13 protein-coding genes are annotated in these 13,555 nt (G+C 62.5%); 7 read left to right on the plus strand and 6 right to left on the minus strand.

Features of this window, described 5'->3' with window-relative positions; all coding sequences use genetic code 11:
• Positions 1–20: 20 nt before the first annotated feature.
• The 7 genes from ACYQ00_RS12585 (at position 21) to ACYQ00_RS12615 (ending at position 7,690) form a co-directional block, all read left to right on the plus strand.
• The gene (locus ACYQ00_RS12585; protein ID WP_460032447.1) at positions 21–1,295 is read left to right on the plus strand and encodes a response regulator; all 1,275 of its coding nucleotides are present in this window, start codon (positions 21–23) and stop codon (positions 1,293–1,295) included.
• Positions 1,295–2,401, plus strand: coding sequence for an SGNH/GDSL hydrolase family protein (locus ACYQ00_RS12590; protein WP_460032448.1), 1,107 nt, complete (start codon positions 1,295–1,297; stop codon positions 2,399–2,401). The genes ACYQ00_RS12585 and ACYQ00_RS12590 overlap by 1 nt, the downstream gene beginning before the upstream one ends.
• A 91-nt stretch (positions 2,402–2,492) precedes the next feature.
• Positions 2,493–3,515: an ABC transporter ATP-binding protein gene (locus tag ACYQ00_RS12595; protein ID WP_460032449.1), complete on the plus strand. Its 1,023-nt coding sequence runs from the start codon at positions 2,493–2,495 to the stop codon at positions 3,513–3,515.
• Positions 3,491–4,735: an ABC transporter substrate-binding protein gene (locus tag ACYQ00_RS12600; protein ID WP_460032450.1), complete on the plus strand. Its 1,245-nt coding sequence runs from the start codon at positions 3,491–3,493 to the stop codon at positions 4,733–4,735. The genes ACYQ00_RS12595 and ACYQ00_RS12600 overlap by 25 nt, the downstream gene beginning before the upstream one ends.
• 11 nt (positions 4,736–4,746) lie before the next feature.
• Positions 4,747–5,625, plus strand: a complete 879-nt coding sequence (locus ACYQ00_RS12605; protein WP_460032451.1) for an ABC transporter permease — start codon at positions 4,747–4,749, stop codon at positions 5,623–5,625.
• Positions 5,622–6,407 (plus strand): ABC transporter permease, encoded by a 786-nt coding sequence (locus ACYQ00_RS12610; RefSeq protein WP_460032452.1) that lies wholly within the window; start codon positions 5,622–5,624, stop codon positions 6,405–6,407. The genes ACYQ00_RS12605 and ACYQ00_RS12610 overlap by 4 nt, the downstream gene beginning before the upstream one ends.
• A 110-nt stretch (positions 6,408–6,517) precedes the next feature.
• Positions 6,518–7,690, plus strand: a complete 1,173-nt coding sequence (locus tag ACYQ00_RS12615; protein ID WP_460032453.1) for a BMP family lipoprotein — start codon at positions 6,518–6,520, stop codon at positions 7,688–7,690.
• 25 nt (positions 7,691–7,715) lie between these two features.
• On the opposite strand, the gene ACYQ00_RS12620 is transcribed toward ACYQ00_RS12615, so the two are convergent.
• The 6 genes from ACYQ00_RS12620 to ACYQ00_RS12645 all read right to left on the minus strand — a co-directional run bounded on the left by ACYQ00_RS12620 (position 7,716) and on the right by ACYQ00_RS12645 (position 13,544).
• The gene (locus ACYQ00_RS12620) at positions 7,716–8,342 is read right to left on the minus strand and encodes an HAD family hydrolase (protein WP_460032454.1); all 627 of its coding nucleotides are present in this window, start codon (positions 8,340–8,342) and stop codon (positions 7,716–7,718) included.
• A gap of 132 nt (positions 8,343–8,474) precedes the next feature.
• Positions 8,475–9,107 (minus strand): NUDIX hydrolase, encoded by a 633-nt coding sequence (locus tag ACYQ00_RS12625; RefSeq protein ID WP_460032455.1) that lies wholly within the window; start codon positions 9,105–9,107, stop codon positions 8,475–8,477.
• 221 nt (positions 9,108–9,328) lie between these two features.
• On the minus strand, positions 9,329–10,348 hold the full coding sequence (locus ACYQ00_RS12630) for a YbgA family protein (RefSeq protein ID WP_460032456.1): 1,020 nt from the start codon (positions 10,346–10,348) through the stop codon (positions 9,329–9,331).
• Positions 10,349–10,432: 84 nt separating this feature from the next.
• Positions 10,433–10,846, minus strand: coding sequence for a DUF4279 domain-containing protein (locus ACYQ00_RS12635; protein WP_460032457.1), 414 nt, complete (start codon positions 10,844–10,846; stop codon positions 10,433–10,435).
• Entirely contained in the window at positions 10,843–12,594 is a 1,752-nt protein-coding gene (locus ACYQ00_RS12640; protein WP_460032458.1) for a putative bifunctional diguanylate cyclase/phosphodiesterase, read from the minus strand. The genes ACYQ00_RS12635 and ACYQ00_RS12640 overlap by 4 nt, the downstream gene beginning before the upstream one ends.
• 560 nt (positions 12,595–13,154) lie before the next feature.
• Positions 13,155–13,544 carry a PilZ domain-containing protein gene (locus tag ACYQ00_RS12645; RefSeq protein ID WP_460032459.1) on the minus strand — a complete coding sequence of 130 codons (390 nt, stop codon included), beginning with the start codon at positions 13,542–13,544 and terminating at the stop codon, positions 13,155–13,157.
• Positions 13,545–13,555 lie beyond the last annotated feature (11 nt).

A 13,555-nucleotide genomic window follows, 5' to 3' on the forward strand; every position in this document is an offset into this window, starting at 1 on the left:
CGGTATCTGTCGATAATTTTATGAAAAGAGTTCCTCTCTGCGCAGAGGATGGCATTGCGGGCACAACCAAAACACGCTACCACCGTGCCATGCACCACCGCGCTGCCGCACCGCTCGAAACTGCCCTTTCGTCAGGCGCGCCAGAACCTGCGCCAGAACTCGCACCAGTTCGTGAGCCAGTCCTCTGTTGCCGTCGTCTGCAGGCACTGCGCTCTCCGCTGTGCGGGCTTCGGGCCACGCTGGGCCAGTTACTGCTGCAGCTTGACGAACCGCAAACCCTCCGGCTCGCGCATGAACTGGAGGCCGCCGCCGCCGCCCTGCATCGGCTGATCGACATACGCACCTCCGGAGCCGCGCCTGTGCCCGAACGCTTCACCCTGCCCGAGCTCCTGAGTCAGGCCGTGGCCGTGTATTCCGCCGAGGCCCGGGCCAAGGGGGTGACGATTGCCTGGGGGGTGGCCCCTGCCGCCCAGGGCCCCCTGCTGGGCGCCCCGGCCGACCTGCTGCATGTGTTGCTGCTGCTGCTGGAACATTCGGTCCGCCACACCCGGGCCGGCGAAATCCGGTTGCAGGCCCACCGTCACCATGACGCATCCCCTGCAGCGCGGGCCAACATGATGGCCATTTGCATCACGGATGCCGCGCCCGCCTTGCCCGAGCAGCTGCAACGCGAACTGGACGCATTGCTCCCTGGCCTGGAGGCCACCGTGCAGCTGCACCCTCCGGTCTCTGCCTTGGAGGTGACGGAGAGCGTCCGCACCCTGCTGTTGCCTCTGGGCATTCCACAGGTAACAGCGCAAGAGCCTGCGCCTGTCGCGCCTGCGGTGCCCACTCCCGCAATCGGCCCGCCCCGCACCACCCAGCCCCGCCGCATTCTGCTGGTGGACGACTATGCTCCCGGCCGGTTCTCCCTGGCCGAGGTGCTGCGTCTGGCCGGCCATGAGGTCACGGCCGTGGCCAGCGGCGAGGAAGCCCTGGCCCAATGCGCCTGCCACTCCTACGATCTGATTCTCATGGATCTGCAGCTGCCCGGCATGGATGGCCTGGAGACCACGCGTTTGCTGCGGCAGCGGGAACGGGCTGCGCCGCGCACTCCCGAGAGCCCTCCCAGGCACACGCCGGTGTACGCCATGACCGCCTATTCGTCCCATATCAGTTCCTTTTCAGAAGCCTCCGACGCCTTGAAACTGGATGGCTTCATCAGCAAGCCCGTGGATCTGGACGCCCTGCTCCGGTTGCTGGAGTCGTCCTCCTCACCCGGCCTCAACCATACGGAACGTACTGAGAACTCTTGATGACCAGCTCTGCTCACGCGGCCAAGCCCTCGGGTGCCTCCCCGGCCAAAGCCCTCTCCTCTTCCCGCATCCGGCTGTATCTGCTGATTTTGCTTGCGCTTGTCCTGCTGTGTATCGAGGGCGGGGCGCGGCTCATGTATGTCCTTCTGCCCAAAACCCTGGGCCTGACCGTGCCTTCGCACATCAGCCGGCTGGATCCTGAACTCGGCTGGGTCCTGCGGCCGGGGAGCAGCGGCTCCAGCAAGCGCACCGGGGACATTATCCGGTACGACGTCAATTCCAAGGGCCTGCGCGACGACGAAACCACCTACGACAAGCCCGCCAACGCCACCCGCATCGTGCTCCTGGGCGATTCGCGGACTTTCGGCTTCGGCGTGCCCATCCGCAAGCATTACAGCATGCTTGTTGAAGGATACTTCAAGCAGGTGGAATGCATCAACCTGGGTGTGGACGGCTACGGCATCGATCAGGAACTGCTCTTTCTGCGCAAGGAAGGCTTCAGATACCATCCGGATATCGTCATGGCCCTGATCTCGCACTTTGGTGACGAGCGCCACCTGCACGATTCCCGCTGGGGCATGGGCAAGCCCATGTTTGTGCTGGAGGACAACGGCACGCTGACCCTGACCAACGCACCGGTGACCAACAACTCCTCCTGGTATGTCGCCCTCAGGGAATTCGACCGGATCGCCTCCTGCAGCATGGCCTACACCATGCTGCGCGATCTGCTCCTGCACTCCGTCCGCAGCCTTGGCAGCACGGTCAAGCCTGCCGTCGCCGCGGAACTGGAAGTCCCCCCGGGCTTCACCGCTGCCCAGTGGGCGCATCAGACGAAACTCTACGGCACAGCCCTGGCCATTCTGCAGGCCATGGACGCCGAGAGCAAAGCCCACGGCGCCACCTTTGTCCTGCTGACGCAAATGCCGGAACTGCATGCCCTGGCCCAGGCGAACGGCCTCCGCTCCCTGGACCTCACCGCCCCCATGCGCAACTCCCGCTTTCCCCTGCCCGACGGGCTGGCCCATTTCAACGAAGCCGGCAATGGCGTCCTGGCCTGGGAAATCGCCCAATACCTGCGCCGCGAAGGACTGGTGCAGGAGGAGTGATTCCCCCCTCTTCTTGCGCCTTCGCCTGGAACATGCCATAAGGGGTGGACTATCCATCACTAAATCTGATTCATCACATCAAGAAATATCCATGTTCCTGCACCTCCGCGGCCTGAGCAAAACATACCCTGCCAGCAGGACAAGCGCAGCCCAAGCGCCGTGCCTTGGGCTGCTGGATATTTCGCTGGATGTTCACCCTGGCGAGCTTCTGTCCTGCATCGGGCCGTCTGGCGCGGGCAAAACCACGCTGCTCAAATGCATTGCCGGCCTGGAACAACCCGATGCCGGCAGTATCCAATTTGCCACGGCACCGTCACGGCAGCATCCTGTCATCCTGGTATTTCAGGATTTTCTGCTCTTCCCGCACTTGACGGTGTTTGAGAACGTCGCCTTCGGCCTGCGGGCCAGGGCACTGCCCCGGCGCGAGATTGAGACCAAGGTGCTGGCCATGCTGGAATGTTTTGGCCTGGCGGACAAACCGTCCGTGTATCCGGCCCATCTTTCCGCCGGTCAGAAGCAGCGCGTGGCTATCGCCCGGGCCATGGTGGTAGAGCCGGCATTGTTGCTGCTGGACGAACCCTTCGCCAATCTGGACCGCAACCTCAAGCTGCAGACGGCCCTCTTCATCCGCGAGACGCAGCGTCGCTTTGGCGTGACCACCATCAGCGTCACCCACGATCTGGAGGAAGCCTTCGCCATGTCCGACCGGCTGGCCCTGCTCCTGGACGGCCGGCTTATCCAGTGCGGCACGGCCCAGGAACTCTACCACTCGCCAGCCACGGCCGAGGCTGCGGCCTTTCTGGGTCCGGTCAACACCATTCCCCCGGCCCTGCAGCAGGCCCTGGAGTGGCCCGTCCGGGCCGAACCGCTCCTGCTGCGTCCCGAAGCGCTTCACCTGGAGCCGGCCCCCGACGGCCCGGCCGTGGTGGAAGCCGCCACCTTTGCCGGACACTTCTGGAAGTATCAGCTCCGCGCCGTGGGGCATTCCCTGCTGGTGTACAGCACCATGAACGGGTGCGCTCCTGGCGATCGGGTCCGCGTTCTGCTTCGTCCCTCATTTCCGCAGCCTTTTGCCCCGGAGGCATCCGCATGTGCCGACTGTTCTGCCTGCTGACATTATTGGGCTGCCTGCTCCTGCCGCATGCGGCCGCGCCTGTTATGGCCACAGACACCACCACAGAGCCTCCACTCGCCACCCCGGCGATGGTCGCAGACTGGTCCGCCGTGGAGGCTGCCGCCCGTGGCGGCACGGTACGCTTTTACATGTACAGTGGCTGGTCCCACACCAACGAGTGGGTGGATGGCTATGTGGCCACCGAGCTCAAGGCCCGGTATGACATCACCCTGGAGCGCGTGCCCATGGATGCCTCGGCCTTCATGAACAAGCTGCTGGCCGAAAAGGCCGCCGGCAAGCAGGAAGGCTCCATCGACCTTCTCTGGATCAATGGCGAGAACTTCAAGAACGCCATGGATGCCGGCCTGCTTTACGGTCCCTTTGCCCAGCAGCTGCCCAACTTCCAGCGCCATGTGGATCCCGCCGGCGTGGCCTTTGACTTTGGCAAGCCCACCAACGGCTATGAAGTGCCCTACGGTCGCGCCCAGTTCGTCTTTGAATACGACAGCGCCCGCATGGCCGAGCCGCCACGGACCTTTGCCGCCCTGGCCGAATGGATCAAGGCCCATCCCGGCCGTTTCACCTATCCCCAGCCACCGGACTTCACCGGCTCGGCCTTTATTCGTCAGGTGTTTTACGCCATCACCGGCGGGCATACCCAGTACATGGCCGGCTATTCGCCCCAGCTCTTCGAAGCCAATGCCCCCAGACTCTGGGCCTGGCTCAATGGCATCAAGCCCGGCCTCTGGCAACAGGGGCGGACCTACCCCAAGGACCCCGCTGCAATGGACACGCTCTTTGCCCGCGGGGAAATTGATTTTTCCATGAGCTATCACCCCTGCCACGCCCAGAGCCAGATCCTCGCCGGCGCCTTCCCGGCCACGGTGCGGACCTTCATCATGGAAGACGGCTCCCTGTACAACACCCACTTCACGGCCATTCCTGCCAATTCTCCCAACAAACCTGCGGCCATGGTGGCGGCCAATTTCCTGCTTTCGCCCGAGGCCCAGCTCTCCAAGTTCGACCCGGCCAACTGGGGTGACTATCCGGCCATCGACCTGAACACCCTGGACCAGGCCACGCGCGCCAGATTCCAGGCCGTGGACCTCGGCCCGGCCACCCTGCCGCCCGACGTCCTGGCGGCCAAGGCTGTGCCCGAAATCCCTTCCGCCTGGCTGGAGGTTTTGGAAAAGGGCTGGGATCAAAAGGTGTTGCGGTAGGATCATCCACAATGCCCGGCCGCCGGATCCGGTTTTTACAGGCCCTGCTGCACCTGTCCCCCCTGGCCCTGCCCGTGGGCGTGTTGTTCCTGGGCGGGCTGGGGCTGACCATGGGGCAGGCCCTGGGCTGGTGGCTGCCCGTGCCGGCCTTGGCCCCGGCGGTGGAGGTGTGGGCCACGCTGCTGGATCCTTGGATGCTCAGGTCCTGGGCGTTGTCCTTGTGGGTGGGGCTGGCTTCGGCGCTTGTTTCGGTGTTCCTGGGCGTGGCTCTGGCCTGGGGCATCTGGCGGCTTCCGATCCGCTGGCAGGCGGCAGCCACGATTTACAAGCTGCCCTTGATCCTGCCCCATGTGGCCGCGGGGTTTATCATTCTGGTGCTCTGCGGACAGTCCGGTCTGCTGGCCGGGCTGGCGCACCACCTGGGGCTGATCGCCAACCCGGCGGAGTTCCCCGCCCTGCTCTACACCCCCTGGGGCACGGGGATGATTCTGGCCTATGTCTTCAAGGAAACCCCTTTTGCCATCCTGCTCTGCCTTGCGGCCCTGCGGCGGCTGGATCCCCAACTGGAAAGCACGGCCATCATGCTTGGCGCGGGGCCGGGGCAACGCTTCCGGCGGATCATCCTGCCCCATTGCGCCCCGACCATGCACACGGTCTTCATCATCCTGTTCCTGTACGGTGTCGGGGCCTTTGACATCCCCTGGCTTCTGGCCGGCAGCAGTCCGGGCATGCTGCCCGTGGAGGTCTATAACATCACCTTCCAGCGCGATCTGGCGGACAGATCCCAGGCCATGGCCCTGTTGACGGCCATGTTCTGTTTTTCCCTGGGCTGCATTGTGCTGTACACCCGGCTGGCCCGCCGGCTCGGCGGCAGGGAGCGCAAACTGTGAGGCCGGCCGCGTTGCTCTGCCTGTTGGGGGTGTTGTTCGTGCTGCCGGTGGTTGTGCTGGGGGTGTACGCCGTCGGACCGGGCTGGCGGTATCCCGACCTGCTGCCCGCAACCCTGAGCGCCCGCAGTCTGCAGTACCTTTGGACGCATCGTCTGGTTCTGGGAGATCTGCTGCTGGCTTCCGCGGGCTATTCCCTGGCCGTGGCCGGGCTGGCATTGGTGCTCTGTCTCATGCCCGCGGCGCTGCTGGCCCGGCGGGAATTTCCAGGCAGGCTACTGGTGGAGGGTCTGCTCCTGGCGCCGGCCCTGGCGCCAGCCATGACCTTTTCCATGGGGGCGCACACGCTCTTCATCCGGGTCGGCCTGGACGACAGCACCCTCGGCGTGATTCTCATGCTGACGACCTTCAGCTACCCCTACATGCTCCGGGCCCTGACTGCCGGCTATGAAGCCATGGGCGAAGGCTACAGGCAATGTGCGGTCAACCTCGGAGCCGGGCCGCTGCAGTGCTTTTGGCGAGTGGAATGGCCACTGCTGCTGCCAGCGGCCATTGCCGGCGGCACGGTGGTCTTTCTGGTGGCGTTTTCAGAGTATTTCCTGGTGCTGCTCATCGGCGGCGGGGTGGTCAAATCCTATACGGCGCATCTGTTCCCATACCTGAGCTCTTCGGATCGCAGTCTGGCCGCGACCTTGACCCTGCTGTTCCTTATCGTGCCCCTGGGGCTGATGCTGCTGGTGGAGGTTCTGGCCGGGCGGGCCGCGCGGCGCAAGGGAATCTGGTGAATGTCGGGCAGCAGCAAGATGCCCCGCTGCATTATGTATTGCCTCGCACCGGATATTTATGTTGTAACCCATTTGGAATTGACCACAACCCCTTGCAGGCGGGACAGTCCATGGGCCTTGGATTCGTTGCGCGGGTCGTGCTGTGCGGCGTGCTGCTTCTGGCGGCGGCGGGATGTTCCGGTGAGCCGGAAGCGCCTGAGTCAGCTAATGCATCCAATGCGAGCGGGGGATTCCCAACGTCTTCCCAGGTACAGGGGCAAACACCGGATCTGACGCAGGATCGTCCGGCCCGTGGCCCCTCCCAGGGGCCGCGCCACAAGGTGTGTCTGGCTCTTTCCTCCGACGGGCTGGGGGACAAAGGCTACAACGACATGCAATATGCCGCCCTGGCGGCCGGGCGTGCCCGGCATGGCTATGCCCTGGACATGCAGGCCATGCCGCCGGTTTCCTCCCACGCCAACAGCAATCTCTCCGCCGAAGCCTGGGCCAAGGCATCTGCAAGCACGCTGGGCACGCTCATCCAGCGCAACTGCACCGTGGTGATTGCCGGGCAGGGCTGGTCCATGCTGAGCGCCGTGCAGGGGCTGGCGCCGCAGCATCCCCAGGTGACATTTTTTGTGGTGGACGCCGCCCCGGCGGTCTATGCGCCCAACGTGGCCGGCTCTCGTTTTCATGTGGAGGAAGCGGCGTTTCTGGCCGGGTATCTTTCCGCGTCAATGTCCCGCACGCATGTGCTGGCCAGCATTGGCGGGGCGGCTGCGCCGGCGGTGCTGGACTTCATCCAGGGTTTTGAAGCCGGCGCCATCCATCACGACCCTCATTGCATTCTGCAGCGCATCTTTCTGGCCGAGGCCGCGCCCAAATCCAACCCCTGGAGCAGCCCGGGCAAGGCGCAGGAGGTGGCGCTCTCCCTGGCGCGGGAGCATCAGGCCGACGTGCTCTTTGCCGTAGCCGGTGGCTCCAATCCCGGCGTGTTTCGGGCCACCGCCGAAGAGGGCCTGCATGCCGTGGGAGTGGATACAGACCAGGATTATCTGGCCAAAGGCGTCATCCTGACCAGCGTGATGAAGCGGCTGGATGTGGCCCTGGAGCAGGTCATCGACGCCATCATGTACGGCGAATTCAAAAACCGCCTCTATGCCTTTTCCCTGGCCAATGGCGGCGTCAGCCTCTCGCCCATGACCTACACCCGAGCGGCCATCCCGCCTGCACTGCTGACCGAGATGGAACAGCTGCGCGCCGGAATCATCGCCGGGGACATTCTCGTCCCCAGTTCCCAATAGCGGCGCTCGCCAGCCGGTGTCCCCCCTACACCCCGAACAGCCGGAGCAGTTCCGCGTGGCTGCCCACATGCCGTGCAGCGGTGAGTCCCGGATTGGCAAAGGCCCAGAACTCCAGCCCTGCGGCACGGGCCGCGCGCTCGTCCACGGGACTGTCGCCCACATAAACCGTCTGGTCACGGCGGGCCTGCAGTTGCTCCAGCAGCAACAAGAGCCCGTCCGGGTTGGGTTTGGGCCTGGGCGCCTCATCGCAGGTGACCACGGCATGCACGGCCTCGGCAATGCCGTAGGTCGAAAAGACGATATCCACTTCCTTGCGGGCCCCGTTGGTGCATACGCCCAGCTTGAGCCCCTTGCGCCGCAGGTGGGCCAGCATGTCCAATGCCTCGGGCATGGGGCGGATTTTGGGCAGGTAGGACCGAATGCTGGTGGAATCGATGTAGGCCCGGCCGGCGCTGCGCAGGGGCGGCGGGATCAGGTGCTCGAAGCCCTGCTCGAAGGTGAAGGAGAAGATGTCCACTTCCTGCGCGGCAGTCATGGCCGGCAGGCCGACATGGGCGAGCACGTCGTTGTAAAATCCGATATAGGCGGACTTGGAATCCACCAGCACGCCGTCCACGTCAAACAAAGCCACGGCAGGAGGCAACGAGGTCATGATGCGTCTTGATCCTTTGTAATGACAAGCAGTCCGATTCCCAAACAACGCACTGCTCCAAAATTTGCAGCTCGGCCTCAGGACCAAGGCCTTGAGCACGAAAAAATGGAGGATGGTGTCGGTGTGCAGACATTAATCAAAATAGACAGGGGCTTCAGGACACTCCAGATGCCGCAGTACCTCGCCAAGATGGCGGGAGTTGGTACGATGCTCAGACAGGGGCGGCAAGGCATCAAAGGGAAAGAAGCCCACCGCGGACGTCTCCTGGCTGGTGCTGGCTTGCCCTCCGGTCAACTCGCACAGAAAGACGATCTTGTAGGCATGAAAAAACTCCAGGGGCCTGCCGCCGCGGTTGGCGTCAAAGACCCCCACCACCCGGAGAGGCCGGGCCTCGTAACCGCTTTCTTCAAGGATTTCACGCTGAATCATGGCCGAGGGCAGCTCGCCCACGTCGGCCCAGCCACCGGGCATGGCCCAACGGCCGTCCTGGGTTTCCCGGACCAGCAGAATGCGGCCCTCATGGACAACCGCGCCGCGGACATCGACCTTGACCGTGGCATAGCCCGGCTGGATGCGGAATCCTTCCAGGACATCGGGCAAAGGCAGACTGGCGGCCAGGGCCGTCATTTCTGCCGCAATCTCCATAAAACGTGTGTACTTCTGAGTATCGTAATCGCTTTTACTATACGCCAGGCCGGTCTGACTCATGGCCTGCATTTCCCTGGCCCAGGCCAGCCATTGGGCGATGTGCGCTTCCGAAGCCATCTTGATGCCGCTCCCGCTGCAGTGGCAGTACCCCGGGGTGAGAACACGAGAGATGCTGACGCGTGTGGCACCGTGCGTGGCCAGGCCCGCACGCGCAACTCATTATGTACTGTTCCGCAGCCCTGTTGAAAAAACACTATAAAACTGTTGCAGATTCTTTGCGTATTTTCTGCAGTTTTTCAAGCACTGCCAAACCGCCACTCCAACACGTTGCGTACCCCTCAGGCGTGGTTTCGCAGGGCCAGTTCCATGGGATGCGGCTGCAGCCACCATTGCCCCTGCAGGTAGGTTTCTGCATATTTGCGGATGTAATGGTTCAGCAAGGTGACTGGCACAATGAGCGGAACCAGGCCCGCGGCGTATTGGTCGATCACTTCCAGCAACTCCTGCTTTTCATCGCTTCCAAGCTGCCTTTTAAAGTAGCCCATGGCGTGCAGCAGGACGTTGCGCTGCTTTTTGGTCGTGGCCTGTTGCGTTGCGGCGTGCATCATCAAGACCGCGTATTGCGGAAGCACTGCCTCCAGATCCGCATCCCCGATGCCTGCCACCAGTTTGCCCATGGCCCGCAGCTTTTCCTGGCTGTGGGACATGAAGAGCAGCTTGTGCCGGGTATGAAACGCCACCAACGCGGCCGGGGTGGGCGCATTCAACACGGTATCACGCCAGCGTTTGTACAAAAAAATCCGTTCAATGAAATTTTCGCGCAGGCGCGCGTCGTGCAGGCGGCCTTCCTCTTCCACCGGCAGCAGGGGGAAGTGCTCCATGAAAACACGGGCAAACAGCCCCACGCCGCTGTTCACGGGATGCCCGTTCTTGCCGTACACCTTGACCCGCTCCATGCCGGAGCTGGGAGATTTGCTCTTGAACACGAACCCGCATAACGGCGCAGCCGGGTCTGCAGCCAGCGCCGCCACCCGCTTGTTGGCCCAGGCCAGCATGCGGTCGGTATGGTCGATGCCAGTTTTGATGGTCACAAGCCGTGGTGCGGACGGCTCGCCCACCAGACGCATGGCCTCGCGCGGCACCCCCAGCCCACACTCCACTTCCGGGCACACGGGCACAAACCGGACAAAACGGCCGAGCATGTCCGTCAGAAAACGATCATGTTTGTGCCCCCCGTCGTAGCGGACGGCCTGGCCCAGCAGACAGGTGCTGACCCCGAGAAAAAGCGGCTTCTCGGGGTGCGGATCCGGCGTGAAATGCCGCTGCGGGGAGGCAAGCGGTGCGGTGGTTGCATTCATCTTGGAAACATCCTTGCCTGCATCGTAGCCTCAACCCAGTTCCTTAGGCAAGCGCGGGAACGCGGCGGGCCTGTCGCAGACAGCCTACTCGCCGTCATCACCAGGGGGGATAACCTGCACAGCCAGCGTGGCGTCCAGGAGGATCAAGCGGCGCATGACCTCAGGGGAAAAGGCCAGGATGGGCGGCGGCGTGTCCGCGTCAAGGAAAAGCTGCAGCCGGACCGTGGACCGCAATGCCAGCAGCCGGGCAGCCTGATGGAGGGCCTGGGCCTGGGAGGAGACGAGGGAAAAGAGATCAAAAAGCACGTCCTCGCAATGCCCCACAGGGCGGGCCGGTGTGGCCACAATCCACTGATCCTGTTCGTACTGGGCGATGGTTCCCTTGACGAAATCCCCGCGCAACCGCACGCCTGTGGGTTTCATGCCGGCCAGTCTGGACAATTCATCGGGGTCGAACCGGCCGGAGAGGATCAGTCGGGCCTGGCAGCGCGCGCTCACGCGTCTTCCTCCCAATAGGTTTCTTCCGGCGTACTGGCCGGTTCCAGCACATGAGACCACTCTGCCGGACCAGCCAGCAGGGTTTCCGTATGCTCGGCGGAAAGCGGTTTGGCAAAGAGAAATCCCTGGGCATATTCGCAGCCCAGCAGCCGCAGGGTGTGCAATTGCTCCACAGTTTCCACGCCTTCGGCAATGACCTGCTTGTCCATGTCATGCGCCAGGGTAATGATGGTCTTGACGATTTTCATGTTCTCGTCACTCTCATGCATCAGGCGGATGAAGGACTGGTCCACCTTGAGGAAGTCGAATGGAAAGCGATGCAGGTAGGAAAGCGAGGAATAGCCTGTGCCGAAATCATCAATGGAAAGACGAATCTGCATGGCCTTGAGGGCGTTGAGCAACCTGAGGGACGATTCGGCATTCTCCATGATGCCGGATTCGGTGATCTCCAGCTTGAGCAGGTGCGGCGGGAATTCCGACCAGGCCAGGATTTGCTGCATGTCGTCCAGCAGCGTGGGCGAGTTGAACTGACGCACCGAGAGGTTCACCGAAAGCAGGAGATCGCGGCGGGTCGGAAAGGCAACCTGCCAGTCGGAAACGGTTCGGCAGGCCTCATACAGCACCGAGGTGCCGATGTGGATGATCATGCCTGTTTCTTCTGCCAGAGGGATGAAATCATTGGGAGAAACCATACCGCGCACCGGATGGAACCACCGGACCAGCGCCTCCAGCCCATGCAGCTGCAAGGTGCGCAAACTGACGATGGGCTGATAAAAGACCCTGAACTCGTCGCGGTCCAGGGTCCGTTTGAGATCCATCTCAATTTCCAGGCGTTTTCGGGCGCTTTTGTGCATGTCCTTGTCAAAGACCATGCAGGAGCCCTTGCCCTGGGCCTTGGCGCGAAACATGGCCGTATCCGCATCGCGCACCAGCTCTTCCGGAGAGGCATAGGAGCCGTTATCCACAACAATGCCAATGCTGGCAGTCACAAAGAGTTCGTGCGTGCGGATGACAAAGGGCTTGTCCAGAGCCATGAGAATACGTTCGGCCGCGTGCATGGCTCCGGCCACATCATCCACGGAATCCAGAAGGATAACGAATTCATCGCCGGACAATCGCGCCAGGGTGTCGATGGAGCGCAGCACGCCGAGAATGCGTTCGGAAACCCCTCGCAGCAGGGCATCCCCCACATCATGGCCGAGGGAGTCGTTGATGAGCTTGAATCGATCCAGATCCAAAAACAGCACCGCAAACTGCTGCTGCGAGGCCCGGGCAGCCCGCTTGAGCGCCTGGCCCAGCAGCAGCATGAACAAGGCGCGGTTGGCCAGGCCTGTGAGCGGATCGTGCATGTGCTCTTCGGCGGCGCGGTCCTCTGGCTTTTCTGCCGGAGGCAGTTCCGTCACACTCACCTGCACGGTGTGCAGGGTCATGAGCGGGGTGTAGGTCCAGGAATAGCCCTTCCCTGCCACCGTGTGGCGCACGCCGGTCTTGCGCTGGCCGGAATGCAGGCACTGCGCCACCCAGGCCGCATGGTCGGGGGGAAGAAAATCCTTCATCGTCAGGCCGGCGGCCGTCAGGAACCGCTCCAGCGTCGCGTCCGTATGGGCCAGCGTGCCATCCTGCTGGGCCATGAGCACCATGGTTTTGTGGCCACAGTCCAGCCACGCGGAGGCGCATTCCTCCGCAGAGGACGATGCCGGTGCAACAAAGGGGTGCGGCACGGACACGAAGGCCAATGAAGCGCCCAACACCTCATTCCGCACGCCAAATACGGGGGAGGCGATCGCCTGGACAGTATGCGGAAGACCACGCAAGGATTCCAACAATAACGAATGATGCTGGTAGACATGCTTGGTTGCAAAACATTCCTGAAGCAACTGAATGGCATCTTCACTGTAACACAACAGCAACGAGATGTCTTGATCAAGGTACTGTTCCGTTTCAGCAGTTCCTCCCTGCAACTCCACCATGTGCTTGTTCAGGTACATTATTCTGAATGAGCAATTCACAACCATGAAAGGAATGGTAAAGCTTTCCAAAATCCCTTGGCTGAAGGCCAGCTGATGCACCAAACTTTTTTTTGAAAGTTGCATCAGCCTTGATTCATATGGCGAAAGCGGCGCAGTGGACATGCAGTGTACCTTGCGTGGTCGATATCACAACCTGACACATACAGATTCACTATACACCGCCCTCAACTCCGTGGCAAGGCGCCATGGAGAAAAGCCCCCAACCTCCGGAAGCCCAATACCAAAGAGGCGACCCAACGAGTGGGCCGCCTCTTTGGTGCGTACATAATTATGCAGGGTTATTCCAAAATCTTTTCGAACAGCAGGCCGGCCTGCACATCTTTGGCCCAAACCACCTGCGCGGGCAGCCCTTCCAGCATACAGCCGTACCGCTCCAGGCTGCATTGCGACAGGGCCAGAATCTCCCCTTCATCAAATGCGGGTGGTGGTTCCAGAAACTGCACCCGGGCGCCGCCGATGGAAATATCCAGCAACGCGGCATGCACCTTCTGCCCGTTTTCCCGAACCAGCACCAGGGAGTTGCGCTGTTCCAGGCGAACATACACCCGGATGAAGCTCCGCCTGTCCCTTGCCTGGGCATCTCCAGAGCAGTCCGCGCCTGAAGCCACGACAGGCACGGCGCCCTTTTGCCGGAAGAGCGCTTCCGACAAGGCCATCATTTGCGGCATCGAACACCTTC

This window comes from Megalodesulfovibrio paquesii (assembly GCF_054653055.1).